The organism is Methanosarcina sp. MTP4 (assembly GCF_000970045.1).
GTDB lineage: Archaea > Halobacteriota > Methanosarcinia > Methanosarcinales > Methanosarcinaceae > MTP4.
On record NZ_CP009505.1, the window covers coordinates 3,964,746 to 3,984,771 of the forward strand.

The window sequence follows — 20,026 nt, forward strand, 5'->3', positions numbered from 1 at the left end:
TTAATAGGCATCTGTTCGCTAATGATGTCTATTCGCTAATTAGGTCTGTCCTCTGATCTTGTATTTTCAGGTATGTCCTTTCGACCATATGACCTGTTGAGCTTTCTGATTCATTTTTAATTTAGGAGGCGCTCATACCGGCATACTTGATCTGTATGGACACCTAGTCCCAATAAGTAATAAAGTGTTCAATGTATTTATAATTTATTGTTATTTATATGAAAATAATACATACTAAATGATACAAAGAAGAGAATCCAAGATTAAACATGACCCACAATCATCTGATTTCCTGCAGAAAGAAATAGAAAGTCAAAAAATATCCGAGAAAAATGAAAACGAGGAAGAGGTTATCGGAACCCTCATAAGGTTTTGAGCCCATACAAAAGTAGGGGGATACGAAATGGAATTAGCCATTAGAATAGCTCTTTTAGCCATCATGGTAATCACCCTCTTGCTCTGGATTGCAGGCGTCAATTATGCCAAATTTGCCTGGTTTGCCGCAGCAGGGATGTTCATACTTTACACATTTTATTCTTTGATAAAAAAGTTAAGCCTCATACGCTCCAAGTGAACTACCCATCCCTGTTTCCTTCAAAGTCGAGGAGGGGGCCTTTCCACCTGCTGAGATAAAGGATTGAGAGGTGGAAGAAAGAAAAGAAGGGAGAGAAAGAGAAGAGGAGAAAAATTCAGCTTTCTTCAGCCTTTTGCACAAGCTCCAGACCCAGGTTCATCAGTTCTTCAGCCCTTGCTTCGGTCTTTGCTTCCGCAAAGATTCGGAAAATAGGTTCGGTGCCCGAAGGCCGGATCAGGACCCAACCGTCTTCATAATAGAGCTTGACTCCGTCGATGGTATCCATTTTGACCCCGCTGCCTGCAACTTCGGTTTTCACCTTTTCCAGGGTAGCTTGAAGGTCCCCAACTGGTACTTTCGTCTTTGCATTGAAGTATTCCGGCACGGTCTTCGTAAGTTCGGACAGCTTCTTCCCCCCTACCATAATTTCAAGGAGTTTTGCACAGGCCATGGCCCCGTCCCGGCAGTACTGGTGCTCAGGGAAAATTAGCCCACCATTGCCCTCTCCCCCGAAAACCGCATTTACTTCCATCATCTTGCGGGCAACGTTGATGGATCCTACTGCAGTCCAGTGTAGTTCGACCCCTGCTTCCGCCGCAACATCGGCCATGCGCTGGGAAGAGCTAACAGGGGTAACAATAGGCCCCTTTTTCTGTTCGAGTACGTACTTCGCCATCATTGAAAGCAAGACTTCCTCGTTGACAAAATCCCCGTTTTCATCCATGAAGACTATACGGTCAGCGTCCCCGTCATGAGCTGCCCCAAAATCTGCCCCGGTCTTCTTCACAAGTGCGGAAAGCTCTGTCAGGGCGTCAGGGGTGGGCTCGGGGTTCCTCCAAGGAAAAGTCCCGTCAACCTGGGCGCCCAGGGTCAGCACTTCACAGCCAAGTTCTTTGAGCAGGAAGGGGAGAGTAAGGGCACCTGCCCCGCAGCCCGTGTCCACTACAACCCTGAACCTGCGCTTCCGGATAGCTTCGGCGTCCACGGAGCGGATGACGTTCCGGAGGTAATATTCATTCACCCCCGGATCAGTTTTGAAGTTCCCCGTCTTTTCCCAGGAAACGGTGGAATATTCCCCTGAAAAGTAGATTTTCTCAATATCCCTTTCCCCATCCCGTGGGAATTCCGAACCGTCTCCGGCAATCAGTTTGATCCCGTTATCCTCCCGCGGGTTATGGGAAGCCGTAATCACGATCCCGGCATCGGCAAAATCACGGACATAGTACTGGATGGAAGGGGTAGGAGCCATTCCCACGTCAATGACGCTAAGACCCGTAGAAAGAGCCCCGGCGATTGCGGCGGACTTGAGCATCTGGCCCGAAATCCGGGTATCACTCCCTATAGCAACCGTACCCTTCGAGCCCATATAAGTCCCCAGGCTCCGCGCCACATTGACTGCCATTTCAGGGGTTATGTATTCATTGGCGGTACCACGTACACCGTTTGTTCCGAATAATGCCATGTAAGGTCTCCATCTCCAGGTGATCTGCCGGCAAACCCTTTTTGTGTCGGCTAATTATTTTGTTGGTATTTCTGTCTATAATCGAGAATACATTTCTTAAGGGTGGCAAATACATATATCTTATTAGTCAAAATCCGTGAACTAATGGTGTAACCAATGGTCATTGAGAAGATCGAAAAGATAAAGAAGGCAATCAAAGCCAGAGAAAGCGCAATTATTGCCTTTTCCGGGGGTGTGGACAGTACAGTTCTTGCAGCCCTTGCACATGAAGTGCTGGGGAACAGGGCTCTTGCCGTGACCCTTGACTCTCCGCTCTTTCCAAAGAGGCAGCTCGAAACTGCCGTCGAAACAGCCTGTGAAATAGGGATTCCTCACAGGGTACTTCCCTTTTCCCACCTGAACACTCCTTATTTTACCGCAAATTCAATCAACAGGTGCTATTTCTGTAAAAAATACCTGCTGGAAACCCTGGTAGAACTTGGGGAAGAAAGCGGATACAAAGTCGTGCTTGAGGGGACAAATGCTTCGGAAATCAAGGGAGAAAACCGCCCTGGCTACAGGGCAATCCGGGAAGCAGGAGATAAAGTATTTACACCTTTCGTGGAATTCAATATTACAAAAGATGAAATAAGGGAAATCGCCTCAATCTATTCCCTTTCGGCAGCCCACAGACCTTCCATGGCCTGCCTTGCAACCCGCTTTCCTTACGGCCAGCCTATAACGGCAGAAGCTCTCCTGAAAATTGAGGAAGCCGAAGAATATCTCTTCTCCCTGGGCTTCACTCAGTTTCGGGTTCGCATGCACTCCAATATGGCACGGATTGAAGTCCCGCCGGAAGATTTCCCTGAAATCCTGCACCATAGTGTGCAGATTTCTGAAAACCTGAAGGATACCGGTTTCGACTACGTGACCCTCGACCTTGAAGGCTTCCGAAGCGGGAGCATGGATGAACCTTTTCTCCGAAAAAAAGCTAAAGAAGGAGAGGGAGAAGGACGAGGGGAGGTAAAGAAAGAGGAAAAAGAAGGATAAGAAAGGTTCACAGTAAATGGATATTGTTTCTATGATCCAAATCAAGAAAAATGCAGTTTCTCAAAGAATAAACAAGATGGGTAAGTTTTTCCTCTTTTACAATGGAGAGTTTCATTATTCATTAAAACTTTTTTTGGATAATATAAAAATGTTAAAATAACAGAGTTATTGTATATATATAAGGGATATATGAGATGCCAAGCAGATAATGAAAAAATGACTCTAATTGATTCTTTACTCCTTTCTAAAAAAAGACGTGAAATTGTCGAATCTTTATTTTATGAGGATAAAACTTCAGAGGACCTTAAACGACTACTTAAAGTTGAATGGGTTTTACTGAAAGAGCCGATAAAAAAACTAATGGAAGAAGAACTTATAATTTGTCATGACAAAAAATATAGCTTATCAAAAGTAGGTAGGGTTATCTGTGAAAATACACTTCCTTTGGTTGAACTTGCAGAAACATTTGGCAAGAATCCTGAGTATTGGATCAGTCGTGATTTAAGTCCAATTCCTGAATATTTAGCTGGAAACATTGGTAAAATGAAAGGTTGTAGCGTGGTTGTTCCTCACCCAGACCATATGTTTGAACCTTTAAAAGAAGTTATCAATGAGTCGGAGAAAGAGATTGCCTTCTCAGAAGAAATAAAACTTTGTTTAGTTTTATTTTATCCCGAATCAATTGATATTTTAACAGAGTATTCAAAACGTGGGATTCACATAACCCTTATTTTAACAAAGTATATTTATGATAAAATGCTCAACGAATTTCAAGATAAGTTAAAGCTGTTATTGGGATCAAAAAATTTGAATCTTTTCGTATTTAATGAAAACAAAGTGATTCCCCAGATTGTAATTACAGATTTTAAAGCTTTAGTAATTTTTTTCAATCAAAAAGGTAAATATGATTATCAGGAACTTTTAGGTTCTGATATATATGCTTTAGAGTGGGCAACGGAACTATTCTCTTATTATGAAAAATGTTCCGAACATATAAGCACTATTTAAGTTAGTTTTTGGCAATCTTGTTTTACCTAATTCATAGTAATTTTTTCAATAAGCTCATCCCAAAACTTGATGTAATATAATAATTGCTCCCATAATCACAATTTTTTGTATCCAATTTTTTTGTTCCTGCAGTGCCCTGACCACCTGGAGAATTGAAGCGAAAGAGCAACGCCGGTACAAAAAGGTTTTCAGAATTTTTGATGCAGTTCCCATTCCCCGGTAAATGGCAAACCGGTTTAGGGAAGGCATTTTTCCTGAATCTTCCAGGTTCCGGGTGTCCCATGTGAAGCCTGGAGGTTATATGCTTTGGGCCCCGGTGTTTTTTAGATCGTTTTTCGGGCCGGTGTTTCCCCGGTAAAATGGCGAAACCGGGTTGAACCAACCTTCTGGAGGTATTTTTGTGGATTTTGTGGATATAAACTGTCCTCTCCACGGGAAGACACATTAAAATGGCAAATGTGTACTTCCCGGGGCAAGGCGTTGCAGGTATGACTCACTTCTTGGGGGAGATATGATAACAATGTCTATCGAGAGAGGGGTTAAGGCATTGTCATCAGCGTGATGTATTTTTTTTCGAATTTAGGGCTGGCATTTCCCCGGTAAAATGGTGAAACCGGGTTGATCCAACCTTCTGAAGGTATTTTTGTGGATTTTGTGGATATAAATTGTCCTCTCCCCGGGAGGACACATTAAAAAGGCAAACGTGTACTTCCGGGGGAAGGCGTTGCAGGTATGACCCACTTCATGGGGGATATATGATAACAATGCCCATCGAGCGAGGGATTAAGGCATTGTCATCAGCGTGATGTATTTTTTTTGAATTCGTTTCTTAATTCGTTATTGCTTTTATTCTCGCATTTATTTGTTCATGCTTTTGGGATAATTTCATTTAAAAAAAGGCCCCTAATACAATACAAATAGGGGCCCAGTCTATTTTTGATTCTTACCTCTTGTTCAAGAATCAATGGGTATATTTGAATCAACGGCTATATTTTCCTCTGAGCTACCAGACTGGCCCTGTGAATAGAACCAAATTGGTACATAAACTGCCAGCACTCCAAAACCAACAAGAGTCGATGCCCATCCGATTTCAATACTGTTCAAATAGATGATACCTATAATGAAGAACGGTATATTTATCAAACCGAATATCAATGCAACATGCTTCCAGCCAGTTGGTGCTTTGAATGGTCTTTCAAGTCTTGCAAGCTCTGGGTCGTTCTTTGCTTTCACATAAGCAAAGAGGCTGATACCCTGTGCAGCAATATATCCAATTGCTGATGCAGCAAGAATCGCTACAGGTGTTCCAAGAGATACAAATCCAAGATTTATCACAGCAATGAACGCCATGGCAACATATGGAGCTCCGTTACCATTTACTTTGCTAAATACACGAGGAAAGTTCCCTTCGATCGCCATTGAATGCAGTGATCTTGAAGAACCAAGGTAAATAGTCTGTATCAACAAAATCATTGCTGTAATGAGCATGAATATTGCAACTACTGCTCCTGTAGCTCCAAATGTCATCTGAGCAACGGGCAACAGTGGAGTAAATGATTCTGCAATCGTCTGACTTACACCAATGGTTCCAGTTACTGATGCCTGGATTAGTACAAATGACAGAAGACAGACTCCACCGCAGGCGAAAAGTGCTTTTGGTACATCGCTACCGGGGTTCTTGTACTCAGGACCATAGATCGCAGCTGTTTCCCATGCACATGCACTCCATTCAGCCATCGCAAACAAGCCGAATAAGATCAATATGTGATGAAGGTCCCATGCCCAATCCGTTGGAAACCATTCAGAAGTGATATTTGTTATGTTGAAATCACCTGTTGCAAATGGTGAAAGTGTTATAATAATAAGAGGCCCAAGAGACAAAACTGCAAGTATATACCCGAGTGTTGCTCCGCTGGAAAGTCCCCTAAGATTAATAACCATAAGCAGAGAGAATATTGTTATACAAGTAATATATGCAACTTGCATTTCACTAAAAGTATTTGAAATTGAGGGAAACAAACTATAAAGATAACTAGAAGCCACCAGGGCGAATATGGACATTGCTGGAGCCCATCCAAACCAATAACTCCAAGCACTAAACCCACCAATAAATTTACCCTTGTCATACCTTCCTTTATGGTTTCGTGTTTTGAAAATGTTTTGTGCAAAACCCGGCAATCCGGATGCATTTGGAAAAGCTGTAGCCAGTTCTCCAAATGCAGTGTTTTGCGCAAAGCCCTGAAGTACTGACAGACCCCATACGAGTATCGCAGCGGACCACAAATAACTTGATAAATAACCTATTGAGGGCAATATCGCAAGAGGAACACCCAAAGCAATTGCAAGACCCTGTTTCCAATCAATTGATCTCTCAAGGTTGCTGGCCTCACAAATCACTTTAGAACATTGTTCGGCATGCTGCCAATCAACGCCTTCTTTTTTTTCAACCATACTTGATCACATCCTTTTTTAACAATACTCCATTTTTGGGTCGTGAGGACGAGTTTCTGAAGACCAGAAGACCAGAAGCCCACGAATATCTCGTTATTTTTTTTAAATGTTAGGTATGTACTCGTTTTTTTAGAGTATATTTTTACACTCAATGATTGTAAACCGGTTCGGGGGGTTTCGGAGGAACAAGTGGCTACTGCCTTAACCCAGGTCTTGAACCTGTCAGTTGAGGGGAAGTCCCACAACCAGGAATACTACCTTTGCTCCTCCGTCGAATAGGGTTTGCCACACACAATTGGGTTTTCCCCGGAGTTTTTGCCCCTTTTCTGCCGCTATGCACTTAACGGACTCATACTCCGGAAATTTTCCTTTTTATCGTTTTTACTGATTTGCGCTTTCCCTGGCTGCTTCTACCATTGCTTTTATGTTTTCCAGGCTTGCTCGGGTCGGGATCCCGCAGCCGGGAGCCAGGACGTTTGCCCCTTTCCGGATGCATTCCAGGGACTCTTCTTTCACAGTTTCGGGGGTGCCCAGGAAGAGGGTGTCCGCAGGGTTTATGTTCCCGATGATTGCTGTTTTGCCTCCCAGGACTTCCCTGGCTTCACCCACGTCCACCAGGTGATCCAGGCTGATCCCGCTTACTCCGGTTTCCGCCATCATCTCCAGGATGGGTTTCGAGTCTCCACAGATGTGGAGGATGCTCGGGACACCCAGGCTTTCCACAAGCTCCTTGCAGTAGGGAAAAGCCATTTCCCTGTAGTGCGCTGTTCCCAGGAGTTCGCTCCCCGCGGAAGGGTCGATGATGACCACGGCATCTGCTCCGTTTTCAACAAGGGCTTTACCGTAGGTTTTCAGGACCTCCGTGGAATACTTCAGAAGGGACTTGACGAAATCCGGATTGTCGAAGAAGTCCATGAGGAGGGTTTCGACACCCCTGACCTGTCCGGCGAGGGTGAAAGGACCGACGATTCCTGCAATTACGGGCACGGTCTCATCCGTTTCCGCAAGGATCCTGACGGCTTCCACAACAGTTGCCATCCTGCCGTCCGCAAGCGGTTCCGGGCATACGGCATCCTCAAAGGCTTCTATTTTCCGGAAAGCCGCCCTCCGGATGGAGGGCTGGGAGTCAAGCCTCCCTTCGCTGACCTGGGAACCCACGGTTTCGGCTTCCACACAGAGGTCGAAAGGCACTCTTGCACTTTCGATCCCGGCAAGCCTGTTTGCCGCAAGGGCCAGAGTTGCCATCTTTTCCGGGTCGCGGTGGGCTTCGGGCCAGGCAGCCCCGGACTCTTCCATCATTTCAACGGTTGCGGTCTGCAGGGGGCAGGCTGCCGAGACCCTGTCGACTTCTTCCAGTTTCAATGATGCAAGAAAGCGTTCTTTATCGTTCATTGCTAGCCTTCCTACCTTACTCGGAAAGCAGTCTCTGAGCTACCCTTATGGCCTCGGAAGCATTGTCAGCATACCCATCTGCTCCGATGTTGTCACAGAACTCCTGGGAGACAGGGGCTCCTCCGACCATAATCTTGATACCGGGGAATTCTTCTTTGAAAAGCTTGACGTCTTCTTTCATTTCCATCATGCTTGTTGTCATGAGGGCTGAAAGGGCTACAAGGTCGACGTGTTCCTCTTTGATTTTATCCTGGAAATCTTCGGGAAGGACGTCTTTTCCCAGATCGAAAACAGTCAAACCCGCGGTTTCAAGTAAGAGTTTTACGAGGTTTTTGCCGATGTCATGGATGTCTCCAAGGACAACTCCGATGGCTACTCTCCCCGATTCCTTGATTTCATCGGCTTTAATGTGCGGCTTGAAGATTTCCACGGCCCCTTGCATCGCCCTTGCGGCGAGCAGGATTTCCGGGACAAACATTTCTCTCTTTTCGTATTTGTCGCTGACAATGCTCATCCCATTAGCACAGCCATTGATGACTGCATCATAAGCATCGACGTTGTTCTCCAGAGCTTTGTTTGCAAGCTCCACACATTTACTAGCATCACCTTTAACTACGGCTTCTGCCAGGCTGTTCAGGATTTCATCTCTTGCGGCCATTCTTGTTTCACCCTTTTTTTTAGTTGATTTTGTTCACGAATTTTAGACATTAGTATTATCTTTCCATATCTCGACGTTCTCCATCGGTGTTCCAGGTGCAATGTCACAACCTCCTGCAAGAATGTGTCCCACACCACCTGTTGACTCGATACAGGTTCTTATTTGAGCACGTACATCATCAGGAGTTCCATTGAAAAGTGTGTTTGCCACATCGAGATTACCTAAAAGTGTAACTTTTTCACCCATCACTTTTCGGGCTGCAGCTAGGCCAACTGGTAAATCGACGGATAAAACATCATGAGGGATTTCAACTATACTCCCGACTCGATCTGACACATCCCCGCAAATGTGTATCATCACATCTCTTCCAGCCGCTTTGAGAGTACCCGAAAGGTCTGTCATATACGGCTGGGAATAAGTTTCAAACGTTGCTTTTGATATGAGATTACCTGACGCGGTAGGGTCACACATAAACACCCCATCAACATCGAGTGAGTCCATCAGGTACTTATTATATACTTTTAAAGTCTCAGTCGAAAAAGAGAGGAGTTCTTTGACAAAGTCAGGATCTGTGTACAGATCAAGCATCATTACCTCAACGCCACGCAGCTCCCCGGCCAAAGTAAATGGAGCCATTAGGTCGTAGTAAGTGTACCGCTCCTCTCCGATAACATCAATCAATTTGGCTGCAGTCTCAATACCACTTTTTAGCCTCTTATCCTGACTAGGATCCGGGATCTCAAGAGCCTCAAGTGAAGAGGCATCGGAAACGACGTGTGTCCTGGTGCTTGGTCCACCCACATCAGTTATGTTTACCTCACATCCAAGTGCCGGTAAGGGAGTTTGCCAGTCCCATAACACCTCTAAAGCATCAAAATCGCACTTTTCCAACACTTTAAGCTGAGCCTCTGCAGCGAGAGCAGGATTGTCGAAAGACTTCTGAACGGACACGTTAGAGTATTCGAGGGCCCAGTACCCTTGGAATGGTCCACAGATAGGAACACTCTCCACTGGCTCAAAATTTAGTGCAGCAAGCATTTTCTCTTTATGGTTAGAGTAGCTCATTTTTTACACTCCTTCGTCATCTATGCGTTGTTCAGCATGATGACAATCAACACCTTCTTCTTTTGTCATGTCTCTAAACCCTGGGTTTTGGCTCTTCACCATTCTCCGTGGGTAAGACGATTTTTAATCCAAGGCCATGTTGGTTTTTGATATGAATACACGCACAAAACAACGAGAAGCCTTTGTTAGTAAAAACCCGAATAGATACCATACTTAAAAAATTCGATATCAATCGGTGTTAACCCTACTACAGTTAAGAATATGTATCAACTAATATATAGGAAAAATTATACTTCTATTTCAATCGCTGTATTCCTTTGACATGAATAGAATAGCAATATCATGTGTCACATGTTTTTGTCAGGGGTCACATGCTTTGTCAGGGATCACATGCTTTTGTTAATAGTGAAAAAATCCTAATTCAGTCATAGCTTACATATTTTATATCCAAAAATCAAGCTAAAATTTCAATTTTTTTCGCAGAGTTGTTTCAATTATACGTTAGGTATTTAATAAATGCCCATCCCAACAAATGTATAATGAAAAATGATCTACTCAATACCATATGGTTGTCAGAAAAAAGACGAAAACTTATTCACCTTTTAAAAGATGGTCCAAAAGATATTGATGAGATTAAATCCACATTTAATGTATCTTCACGTTTAATTGTACCTCAGATAAAGCAATTGGAAAAACAAAAAATCATAATCGAAAATGATGGAGTATTTCAATTATCAAATATTGGGGAATTATTAATTGACAAAATGCTGAAGATTGTCGATATTAACATACTACTGGAAAAGGATAAGGATTATTGGGAGAAACGTACGTTATATTCATTGCCTCCACAAATGTATGAAAAAATTGGTGATTTGAAAAATAATTATTTGTACGAATACAATATTAATAATGTCTTAGAAATACCACCACCATTTTATCCTCATCTGGTAAAAACCAACCACTATTTTATGTTGTTACCCTACTTTCACCCCAACGTCATAAGAGAAACACTGAACATAACGAAAAATGGAACCAAAACCATATTGCTTGCCACACCGAAAGTCGTTAAAAGAATAAAAAAGGAATTTCGAGAAGATTTAACAAAACTTATCAACTCTCCAAATCTAGAAATAAGAATTCTTGATGAAAAAACAAAACCTCCAGCACTCTTTATCACTGATGACCTGATATTAATCGGATTTGCCACCGAAGAAGGTGTGTGGGATGATCGGGAACTAATTAGTCAGGACGAAAAGGCCTTAAATTGGACACAAGAACTATTCATATATTATAAGCATATGTCTACGCCTTTAAGTGGGATTTGAAAGTCCAATTGATAGGAGATGACATCAATATATATACGAAAAGCCGAGATATCCGACCTCCCGACAATTCAGAGGCTTCTATCAACTTATTTTCTGGATATGGAAGAACTTAAAGCAGAAGATTTCGTGCTTGCGGAGGGGGAAGGGAAAGTTCTGGGCTGTGCTGCCCTTATCCGAAGCGGTTTTTCCGAAAAAGGGTTTCTTGAAATCCATTCCATTGCGATCCACCCTAACTTCCGGGGGAAGGGAATAGGCAGCAGGCTTGTGAACCACCTTATTTCAACATCAGTGGGAAAGGATACCGAACTCTACGTAAGGACTACTGCTCCGGCCTTTTTTGAAAAAATCGGTTTTGTGAGAATTCCGGATTCCGAAAAACTCCGGCTATGGGAAGACTGCGAAAGCTGCGAACATTTCGAGAGCTGCACCCAGCACGCCCTGAAATACCGAAAAAACCGGGAGTAAGGGGCTGCAGGTAAACCCGAGCAATAATAATTCGTAAATAAATAATTGAGAAATGAATAATTGAGAAATGGCGGCGGCTTTTAACGAAACATTATTTTACGAAAAAGCCCAATGAGGCATCTTATGCTCACCCTCGGAATCGTAAATACTTATGACAAGATCAAGGTCCTTGACGCTCACTACCGTGCAATCGCAAGAGCCGCACCCATCTGCCATGCTTTTGGCTTTCACCTGGCCCTTTTTGACTTTCCTTTCAAAATGACAGCCGAAGAGCTGGTAGCTTTCGTTATGGACAAGACCACAATCGGGGAGTCAGGAAGTTACCTTAAGACCCTTTACGAGACCAACCACCTCTCGGTCTTCGACCTGCCAAAGAAAGGGTTCCAGGCCCAGTTCGGGGAAATCGTTATAACCACTTCGAAACCCGACCCGAAAAAACAGATCATGCCTGTGCAGATTGCCGAAGAAGCGCTCCGGAACAGGTCATTTCTTTTCCTTGTGGGGCTCGGGAGAAAAGGGCTTCCAAAAGAGCTTTTCGGGAGAGGGAAGTACCACCTGGACATAACCTGTAAGGGGCTCTCCCTTGAAACCTGCACGGCAATCGGAGCGATTCCGGCTAACCTCTCCGGGCTTATGGCAAACCTGGAGACGAAAAAATAAGTTCCAGAAACCTTTCTGGGCTGGTCATTCAAAATTTTTCCGGAATTATTATATATTATTATGACCAAGTAATACTGCACTGTGGGAAACAGAAATGAAGTTTGCCATGTTCGTGTGGGGTTTTCGTTTCAGGAATGAGTAAAATATTCTTTTCAGAAACAAATGGAATTTTGACCCTTCGAGCCTGGCGTGTAACATTGAAGAGACAGGAGGGATTTAATGAGTGAATTAAATCCGGAATATAGAAAACGCAAAGAATATAGAAAAGAAAATTGTATGAACAGCAGTTACCATACTGTTGTAAAAGGCTGTACTGACAGCCTGGACACAGATGAATTAGACCTTTACCGCTTTATGATAGGCGGGATGCAGGGAAAATAAACCTGCACAAACTTTTTTTATTTAATCTTACCTAGAAAAAAGCATGTACGATGTATATGCGGTTCGCAAAGATTTCCCTGTTTTAAAAGAAGTCGTGTACCTCGATAGCACGGCGACCACGCAGACCCCGGTACCTGCGGTTGAAGCCATGAACGAATTCTTCTATAGATACGCAGGCAACCACGGGAGGGGAGCCCACCGCCTGGCCCGCGAGACCACAAACCACTATGAAGACGCGAGGGAAACGGTAGCCCGCTTCCTGAACAGCGAACCCTCAAAGACCGTTTTTACAAAAAACACCACTGAAGGGATCAACCTCGTGGCAAACAGTTACCCCTGGGAAGCAGGAGACCACATCATCACAACCCTGATAGAGCACCATTCCAACCTTCTGCCCTGGCTGCGCCTGCAAAAGTTCGGGGTAAACATAACGGTCGTGCACCCTGACAGGGAAGGCAGGATCGATCCGGCTGTCATAGAAGCTGCCATCACCGACAGGACGAAGCTTATTGCGGTAACCCAGGTCTCAAACGTCTTTGGCTCCGTCCAGGACGTGGAAAGGATTACGAAAATTGCCCACCGGCATGGCATAAAGATCCTGATTGACGGCGCCCAGTCCGCAGGACACATGCCAGTTGATCTCTCCGCGCTTGGCTGCGACTTTTTTGCGACCGCAGGCCATAAGGGCCTCCTCGGTCCCCAGGGCACGGGGGTCCTGTATATAAAGGAGCCGGATGAGCTCGAAAGTGCCTCCGTTGGAGGTGGGGCTGTCTCGGAAGTAAGCGGGCTCTCTTTTGTCCTGGAACCTTCCCCGGCCTGTTTTGAAGCCGGAACCCCAAACATCCCCGGCGTAATCGGGCTTGGAAGGGCAGTTGAATATGTAAAGGAAATCGGAGTTCCCGAAATAGAAAAGCAGGAAATTACGCTTGCGCGGGAGACGGCAAAGAGGCTTTCCGAACTTGAACATGTGGAGGTTTACGGCCCCGAAAATAGGGCTGGGGTCGTGCCCTTCAACGTCCGTGGGCTGCACGCCCATGACGTTGCCCTGATCCTGGACCAGAGCAGGAAAATCTGCGTCCGAAGCGGCCATCACTGCGCAATCCCCAGCGTCCGCTTTCTGGAAGTGGATAGTACGGTAAGGGCATCCTTTGCACTGTACAATACCGAAGAAGAAGTAGACATCCTGGTAAACGCGGTCAACGAACTCAAAGCCCTAGTTGGCTGAGTCCCTTTCAACCGTGGACTGAATCCCTGCTACTCCGGGATACAGGCTATAGTTAATATAGGAAATTTGTATAGAAGTTCCATACACATTGGAGCAAAAAGTCAACTACCCCGGGGCTAAAAGTTCAGGGGTCCCCTGATAAGGCAATATAAAAGATTTTATAAAAAATCAAGCTTCGGAGCACGAAACATGGAGCGAATAACAAGCGGAATCAGAGGGTTAGACCCTCTTCTGGGAGGCGGGTACCCTGAAGGAAAAGGAATCCTTATCACAGGACCCACAGGTTCCGGAAAAACAATCATCGGGATACATTTTTTGTACAGTAACTGCAGCGCCGGAAAGAAAGGACTTTTGATCCTGACCAGAGGACTTCTGGAAGACCTGGTCCTGCAGTCAAAAGACCTGGGAATGGACCTTGAACCCTTTATAGATTCAGGGACACTTGTGGTAGAAAATGTTTTTGAGAACCGCATCCGGGAAACAATTTCTTCTTCGCGTCTGGGAAAAGGGCTTGAAATCAGGGAAAAAGACAGGATATCACAAATAAAAACCCTCTCAAAAGATGTTGAAGTTGTTGTTCAGGACAGCCTTGGGGCATTCACAAGTACGCAGGGCTGTGTTGGAGGAGACCCTTTCAAAAAGTTCGACCCTATCTACAGAATCCTAGCAGAACACGGGTGCACATCCCTTTTCCTCATAGACGACCGTGCCCATCAGCAGCTTAAGGGTTTTGCAGACTACCTGGTATTCGGGAAAATCGAACTGAAACTCAGGGAAGATGGCATAAGTGGAAAATTTTCACGCTACCTTTCGGTAACAAAGATGCGCGCCACAGAGCTCTCCCTTGAAAACGTCCAGTTTGAGCTGACCTCGTCCGGGATCAGGGTAAAATAAAGCCCGGAACCCGGATGTTTCAAACTTTTTTGATTTATTTTAGGTTCCGCAGCCGGTTATGAAGCAGTTTTGGTATTAAATATTTATGAAGATATATGTCCAGATATTATCTATTTCAATATTAATTCAGAAAAAGAATAAACATTAAATTGGTAACAGAAATATTTAATCGACAACATGCGCAATAGGTGGCGAGAAGGATAAAAATATATAGATATTAACAAAGAAAAAAAGGATAAAAATGAGATAAAATCGGACAGAGTGATAGAAAGTTTTTATAAGATGTTAATCTCTATATAATTTGATGGAGATGCCTCGAGATTCGCAAGAAATAGCTCAAGATTTGGAGGAAACAACTCCAGAGCTAGGGGAAACAACTCAGGAGCTGGAAGAAACAACTCTGGAGCTAGGGGAGACAACTCCGGAGCCAGGGGAAACTGCTCAGGAGTTAGAGGAAACAACTCAGGAGTTAGGGGAGACTGCTCAGGAGTTAGAGGAAACAACTCAGGAGTTAGAGGAAACAACTCAGGAGTTAGAGGAAACAACTCAGGAGTTAGAGGAAACTGCTCAGGAGTCAGAAGAAATAACATTGGAATTAGGGGGAACTACTCAGGGATTAGAGGAAACAACGCTGGAGTTAGGGGAGACTACCCAGGGATTAGAGGAAACAACGCTGGAGTTAGGGGAGACTATCCAGGGATTGGAGGAAACAACACCGGATTTAGGGGGAACTACCCAGGAACTGGAAGAGAACATTCCAGATTTGGGGGGAGCAACCGAAGCCGCAAATAAGGGAAGCGGTAAAAAAATATCAGGAAAATATGGCTTTATTTCCGAGTTGATTGAAAATAATGAATTTATTGCGGAAATAATGGAAAAGGCAAAAAGCCTTTTTGAAAAACCTCTGCGTACCCTTCCGGATTACAAACCTGAAATAGATGGCCCACTCATTTCGTTTGAAGTGCCCGAGGGATTAAAGGAAGTAGAAAGGTACTGGATTCAGGAGCCTTATGCGTTTATATCAATTCTTGAAGATAAGAGAACCAGGTATTACAAGCTGGTTGAACCTGCCCTGACAAAGTTCGAAAAAGAACTGCTAGAACGGATCTATGAAGACTTCCAAGACATCCTGGTCCTGAACCCCACCACTTCCAGATTCGAAAAAGAAACGCTCCTGATTGACAGAACTCTTTACCTGCTTGAACGCTACAGGGCCGAACTTTCAACATCAACCCTTTACAGGATTATGTATTACCTTCGAAGGAACCTGCTTGGTTACGAAAAAATCAATCCTCTTCTTTATGACCCTTATATTGAAGACATCTCATGTGACGGGGTGGGGGTTCCCGTTTACATTTACCACAACAGGTATTTTAACATCGAAAGCAACATTTCCTTTGAAGAAGAAGAGCTTGATTCTCTGGTAATCAAGATGTGCCAGCTGAATAACAAGCACATCTCCGTGAGCCAGCCTATCGTGGACGCGACAATCCTTGACGGGTCAAGGCTCCAGGCAATGCTCGGCAGGGAGATCACACCCCGAGGGAGTACCTTTACCATCCGTAAGTTCAGGAAAGACCCTATCACTCCTATCGACCTGCTCAATTTCAAGACATGTGACCTGGAAATGCTAATCTATCTCTGGCTTGTTATTGAAAACGGCTATAACATTCTTTTTGCAGGCGGAACTGCTTCAGGGAAGACTTCAATGCTTAACGCGACCTCCCTTTTCATGCCTTCCACCGCAAAGATCGTTTCCATCGAAGACACCAGGGAACTTTTACTCTACCACAACAACTGGATTTCCGGAATCTCAAGAGAAAGCTTCACCTCCGACAGTACCGGCGAAGTTTCCATGTACGACCTTTTGAGGGCTTCCCTCAGGCAGCGCCCGGATTATATCATAGTGGGTGAAGTGAGAGGCAATGAAGCCCTTACTTTATTCCAGGCGATGTCTACGGGACACGCGACCAGTTCGACCATGCACGCAGGAGACGTCCAGACCGTCATAAACAGGCTTACCCACGAACCAATCAACGTGCCCCACCTTATGCTGCAGTCCCTGGACGTGCTCTGTATCCAGGAGCAGGTATACATAGAAGAGGAAAGAGTGAGGAGGAGCCGGAGCCTCGTGGAAGTCCTTAACGTGGACCCGGAAACCGAAGACCTGAGCATAAACGAACTTTTCAACTGGGAACCTTCAGGGGATTGCTTTGCCAAGGTAGGGGACTCTTACCTCCTTCAGGACATCATGCATGTGCGGGGCTGGGATACCAGCCGACTGCGGCAGGAAATCGAAAACAGGATGAAAATCCTGACCTACATGTACGAGAAGGACATGAGGGATTACATCCAGGTGTCCCTGGTGGTGCAGGCATATCAGAGCTATCCGAAGATGGTCATGGAATACATAGAAAATGACAACCTGAAGGATATGATCGAAACTATGGTGAGTTGAAGGGGGGAGCATATGACTTTTACACCTGTGGACGAGCTAGCGTACCGGGCTTTCGGGGATTATCTTTATAAAAATAAAGAGAGCTTCAAAGTGCTCAGGGTAAAGATACGCCAATCGCACATTTCCACGCCCGTGGACCAGTACCTGGCTTCGACTTTATTTTATTCACTGCTCTCAGGTTTCATCGGAGGGTTTTTCGGGCTATGGCTGGGTCTTAAGACATTTGCAGACCCCGGGGCACGCCTCAGTCTCTTTGCGGACTCCGTGCGAGTTGGCTTTGCGGGTGACCACCTGTACCTCCTAGCATTTTTAAGCGCCATCGTTTTCTTTTTGCTAGGGTTCCTGTTCATCTTCGGCCTTGCATACATCTACCCCTATCTTCAGGCGGATATCCGCAATGCCTGTATCGAAAAATCCATGCTCCCGGCAGTAACCTATATTTATGCCCTGACAAAAGGGGGCATGTCTCTCTTTGACGTATTCAGGTCTTTGAGCTCCTATACCCATATATTCGGGGCAAGTGCCGAGGAAATATCCTATATCGTGAGGGACATGGACTACCTGGGCAAAGATTTCATAACCGCCCTTAAAGATGCCAAGGAACGGACCCCTTCAGAACGCTTCAAGGATTTTGTAGAAGGGTTGATCCTTGTTTCAAGCAGCGGGAGCGTGACGGAATACATCAAAAACAAGGCCGAACAATACCAGGATATGGCTGAACTGGCAAACCGGAACCTGTTAAAGAGGCTTGACGTCCTGGCTGAAGTTTATGTGACAGTGCTGGTAGCAGGCCCCCTTTTCATAATGACAACCCTTGTCGTGCTTCAATTCTTCCGGCCGGCTTCAGCTCAGATCCTCTACATGCTCATTTACGTGATAATCCCCCTGTCGAGCATGCTTTTCCTTGTGCTCCTGGACACCATAGGAGAACTTGGGCTGAACCCTGAAAAAGCCAAGGTTTCCGGCTTTTCCCTGAACCTTTCCGACATTCCCGAGATCGACTCCGGCCTGAGTGAAGAGGAAGAGGTAGAGCGAAAGAAAAAGTTCCGCCTATACAGACAGCTCTTCAATATAAGGGAAATCATATTCAACCCTTACAGGTCTATCCGGGACGAGCCAAGATACACTTTCCTTTTCGGAATCCCTCTGGGGTTATTCTATCTTGCCCGCCTCCCGAGTACAATTCCGAATATGGATTTAGGCTTCCACTGGAACCCCAACTTTGCCCACATCAGCAGCAACAGCATTGAACTGTTCACCGGGCTTGATGATTACATCGTCATTTTCCTTTCCGTCGCCCTGATTCCCTTCATTATTTTTTACGAAATCAGGGCCTGGAGGATACGGAAGATTGACGAGAGGATGCCCGATTTCCTGAGGAGCCTTTCCAGCATGAACGACTCGGGGATCCTGCTTTCCAATTCCCTGAAAATCATGGCAAACTCCAAAATGGGGATCCTGAGCAAAGAGCTTAAAAAACTGAAGGAAGACATCTCCTGGGGAACTTCCACTTCAAGAGCCCTGATGAAACTTGAAAATAGTATCAGGACCGCCGTATCAACGCGGATTCTCCATACCCTGATAAAGGCGAATGAGTCCACAAGCGACCTGAAAAACGTACTTTACATCACTTCGGAACAGGTCAAGAGCGAGGAAAGACTGAAGAAAGAACGCTCATCGGAAATGGTGATCTACATTTTCACCATCTACGTGGCTTTCTTTGTCTTCCTATTCATCGTCTACATCCTGAGCGTGTACTTCTTCCCCGAAAGCGCCTCGTTTAAAAATTCGGCCAACGGAGGCGGGTACGGAGGGGTTGGAAACAGCTTCTTCAATATCGAAGAGTACACGATGCTCATGTTCCACTCGGCCCTGGTCCAGGGATTCACTTCGGGACTTGTTGCAGGGAAGATGGGGCACGGCTCGGCATACATGGGCCTGAAGTACAGCGTCAGCATGATGATAGCCACGTATCTGCTGTTCACATTCTTTGTCTGAGGCAGTGAAAAGGGGAGATCAGGTGCCTGAAGGAAAAAGTATCATGAAAAATGACCGGGCAGTATCGGAAACAATGGGGGTGGCGCTCCTCATAGGCATTGTAGTCATCATGCTCAGCGTCGAGGGAGCGTTCGTATTTTCCCGGGGAGGCCCGGACGACTTCCCCCATGCCAGCCTGCAGGAGTGGATGGACACCTCGACTGAGACCATCTACATCAAGCACTGCTCCGGGGAAGCGATAAGGACCGACGAACTGGAAATAGTGGCCAATATCAATGGGAAAAGGTATGTCCATACATCCTCCGAAATATGCGAGGACCTTGGAAACAAAAGCCACTGGGAACTTGGAGAAGTTCTGGTTATCAATGCGAGCAGCGAATGGGGCCTCAATCTCAAGGACTACGATCAAATAGACTTCTATATCATTGACACCCCCACGAAAGAGTTAATCCAGAGAGTGAAGTTTACGACAGATTATCGAAAGACTCCATATGAAATAGGATGGATTACCCCAATGGGAGGGGTAACCGATACTTCAGGGGGATCAGCGACTCTCGCAGATGTCCAGAGGGAAAATGACTCAGATTGGACTGTATATGAGCCCCCTTATGAATATGTAAACTCGAGCATATATGAAGAATTTGATTTTGGGGTCAATCCCTGCATGTACGGGTATAGGCCTGGAGACAGCCTCTCAAATGTAACTCTCAAGATAGTCTATAGGACAAACGACAACTCCCTCCTGAAAATAATATTTAAATTTTATGATCTGGATGACCCTGATATCTGGATATCTCACGAACAAACTCTTCCAGAGAAAAATCACTTTTATACCGCACACATAAACCTCACAGAATACGTAAACACCACCGAAGACCTCGCAAATTTCAAGATCAGGCTTGAATCTGCAACACATGCAAATTCCGAAAACAAAGAAATAAATATCGATTATTTGGGGTTGTGGGTAGAGTGAAACTTATA

17 protein-coding genes are annotated in these 20,026 nt (G+C 45.1%); 12 read left to right on the top strand and 5 right to left on the bottom strand.

The annotated features are described in order from the left end of the window. The first annotated feature begins 403 nt into the window (after positions 1–403). Positions 404–574, top strand: coding sequence for a hypothetical protein (locus tag MSMTP_RS19520; protein ID WP_156153879.1), 171 nt, complete (start codon positions 404–406; stop codon positions 572–574). A 115-nt stretch (positions 575–689) separates the two neighbouring features. On the opposite strand, the gene glmM is transcribed toward MSMTP_RS19520, so the two are convergent. After that, positions 690–2,036: a phosphoglucosamine mutase gene (gene glmM / locus MSMTP_RS16645; RefSeq protein ID WP_048181809.1), complete on the bottom strand. Its 1,347-nt coding sequence runs from the start codon at positions 2,034–2,036 to the stop codon at positions 690–692. A gap of 156 nt (positions 2,037–2,192) precedes the next feature. Between glmM and larE the strand changes: the two genes are divergently transcribed. Together larE and MSMTP_RS16655 are read left to right on the top strand one after the other, a co-directional pair. After that, positions 2,193–3,065: an ATP-dependent sacrificial sulfur transferase LarE gene (gene larE / locus MSMTP_RS16650; protein WP_048181810.1), complete on the top strand. Its 873-nt coding sequence runs from the start codon at positions 2,193–2,195 to the stop codon at positions 3,063–3,065. 189 nt (positions 3,066–3,254) lie between these two features. Beyond that, on the top strand, positions 3,255–4,073 hold the full coding sequence (locus MSMTP_RS16655) for a winged helix-turn-helix domain-containing protein (protein ID WP_048181811.1): 819 nt from the start codon (positions 3,255–3,257) through the stop codon (positions 4,071–4,073). A gap of 954 nt (positions 4,074–5,027) precedes the next feature. Here MSMTP_RS16655 and MSMTP_RS16665 read toward each other — a convergent pair. From MSMTP_RS16665 to MSMTP_RS16680, 4 genes are all read right to left on the bottom strand, one after another. Then, positions 5,028–6,524, bottom strand: coding sequence for an APC family permease (locus tag MSMTP_RS16665; protein ID WP_048181815.1), 1,497 nt, complete (start codon positions 6,522–6,524; stop codon positions 5,028–5,030). Between the two features lie 381 nt (positions 6,525–6,905). Continuing rightward, positions 6,906–7,916, bottom strand: a complete 1,011-nt coding sequence (locus tag MSMTP_RS16670; RefSeq protein WP_048181817.1) for an MtaA/CmuA family methyltransferase — start codon at positions 7,914–7,916, stop codon at positions 6,906–6,908. 16 nt (positions 7,917–7,932) lie between these two features. Then, positions 7,933–8,574, bottom strand: coding sequence for a corrinoid protein (locus tag MSMTP_RS16675; protein ID WP_048181820.1), 642 nt, complete (start codon positions 8,572–8,574; stop codon positions 7,933–7,935). 42 nt (positions 8,575–8,616) lie between these two features. Continuing rightward, on the bottom strand, positions 8,617–9,639 hold the full coding sequence (locus tag MSMTP_RS16680; protein WP_048181822.1) for a uroporphyrinogen decarboxylase family protein: 1,023 nt from the start codon (positions 9,637–9,639) through the stop codon (positions 8,617–8,619). Between the two features lie 539 nt (positions 9,640–10,178). Here MSMTP_RS16680 and MSMTP_RS16685 point away from each other — a divergent pair. The 9 genes from MSMTP_RS16685 (at position 10,179) to MSMTP_RS18175 (ending at position 20,018) form a co-directional block, all read left to right on the top strand. Next, complete coding sequence (locus MSMTP_RS16685) at positions 10,179–10,964, top strand: winged helix-turn-helix domain-containing protein (RefSeq protein ID WP_048181824.1); 786 nt, start codon at positions 10,179–10,181, stop codon at positions 10,962–10,964. A gap of 18 nt (positions 10,965–10,982) precedes the next feature. Next, positions 10,983–11,429 (top strand): GNAT family N-acetyltransferase, encoded by a 447-nt coding sequence (locus tag MSMTP_RS16690; RefSeq protein WP_048181827.1) that lies wholly within the window; start codon positions 10,983–10,985, stop codon positions 11,427–11,429. 123 nt (positions 11,430–11,552) lie between these two features. Further along, positions 11,553–12,089, top strand: coding sequence for a DUF531 domain-containing protein (locus MSMTP_RS16695; protein WP_048181830.1), 537 nt, complete (start codon positions 11,553–11,555; stop codon positions 12,087–12,089). A 219-nt stretch (positions 12,090–12,308) separates the two neighbouring features. Next, a complete protein-coding gene (locus tag MSMTP_RS19525) occupies positions 12,309–12,470 on the top strand; it encodes a hypothetical protein (protein ID WP_156153880.1) in 162 nt (53 codons plus the stop codon). 43 nt (positions 12,471–12,513) lie between these two features. After that, on the top strand, positions 12,514–13,695 hold the full coding sequence (locus tag MSMTP_RS16700; RefSeq protein WP_048181833.1) for a cysteine desulfurase: 1,182 nt from the start codon (positions 12,514–12,516) through the stop codon (positions 13,693–13,695). A gap of 189 nt (positions 13,696–13,884) precedes the next feature. Next, complete coding sequence (locus MSMTP_RS16705; RefSeq protein WP_048181834.1) at positions 13,885–14,589, top strand: RAD55 family ATPase; 705 nt, start codon at positions 13,885–13,887, stop codon at positions 14,587–14,589. Positions 14,590–14,932: 343 nt separating this feature from the next. Continuing rightward, complete coding sequence (locus MSMTP_RS16710) at positions 14,933–17,047, top strand: type II/IV secretion system ATPase subunit (protein WP_231582836.1); 2,115 nt, start codon at positions 14,933–14,935, stop codon at positions 17,045–17,047. Positions 17,048–17,059: 12 nt separating this feature from the next. After that, entirely contained in the window at positions 17,060–19,045 is a 1,986-nt protein-coding gene (locus MSMTP_RS16715; protein WP_048181837.1) for a type II secretion system F family protein, read from the top strand. Between the two features lie 4 nt (positions 19,046–19,049). Next, positions 19,050–20,018 (top strand): type IV pilin N-terminal domain-containing protein, encoded by a 969-nt coding sequence (locus MSMTP_RS18175; RefSeq protein ID WP_156153881.1) that lies wholly within the window; start codon positions 19,050–19,052, stop codon positions 20,016–20,018. The last annotated feature ends 8 nt before the right edge of the window (positions 20,019–20,026 follow it).

Coding starts and splice junctions, on each gene's coding strand:
- MSMTP_RS16705 (WP_048181834.1), top strand. CDS start 13,885: ATGGAGCGAATAACAAGCGGAATCAGAGGGTTAGACCCTCTTCTGGGA.
- MSMTP_RS16680 (WP_048181822.1), bottom strand. CDS start 9,639: ATGAGCTACTCTAACCATAAAGAGAAAATGCTTGCTGCACTAAATTTT.
- MSMTP_RS19525 (WP_156153880.1), top strand. CDS start 12,309: ATGAGTGAATTAAATCCGGAATATAGAAAACGCAAAGAATATAGAAAA.
- MSMTP_RS16655 (WP_048181811.1), top strand. CDS start 3,255: ATGAGATGCCAAGCAGATAATGAAAAAATGACTCTAATTGATTCTTTA.
- larE (WP_048181810.1), top strand. CDS start 2,193: ATGGTCATTGAGAAGATCGAAAAGATAAAGAAGGCAATCAAAGCCAGA.
- MSMTP_RS16715 (WP_048181837.1), top strand. CDS start 17,060: ATGACTTTTACACCTGTGGACGAGCTAGCGTACCGGGCTTTCGGGGAT.
- glmM (WP_048181809.1), bottom strand. CDS start 2,036: ATGGCATTATTCGGAACAAACGGTGTACGTGGTACCGCCAATGAATAC.
- MSMTP_RS16665 (WP_048181815.1), bottom strand. CDS start 6,524: ATGGTTGAAAAAAAAGAAGGCGTTGATTGGCAGCATGCCGAACAATGT.
- MSMTP_RS16700 (WP_048181833.1), top strand. CDS start 12,514: ATGTACGATGTATATGCGGTTCGCAAAGATTTCCCTGTTTTAAAAGAA.
- MSMTP_RS16675 (WP_048181820.1), bottom strand. CDS start 8,574: ATGGCCGCAAGAGATGAAATCCTGAACAGCCTGGCAGAAGCCGTAGTT.
- MSMTP_RS16670 (WP_048181817.1), bottom strand. CDS start 7,916: ATGAACGATAAAGAACGCTTTCTTGCATCATTGAAACTGGAAGAAGTC.
- MSMTP_RS16685 (WP_048181824.1), top strand. CDS start 10,179: ATGAAAAATGATCTACTCAATACCATATGGTTGTCAGAAAAAAGACGA.
- MSMTP_RS16690 (WP_048181827.1), top strand. CDS start 10,983: ATGACATCAATATATATACGAAAAGCCGAGATATCCGACCTCCCGACA.
- MSMTP_RS16695 (WP_048181830.1), top strand. CDS start 11,553: ATGCTCACCCTCGGAATCGTAAATACTTATGACAAGATCAAGGTCCTT.
- MSMTP_RS19520 (WP_156153879.1), top strand. CDS start 404: ATGGAATTAGCCATTAGAATAGCTCTTTTAGCCATCATGGTAATCACC.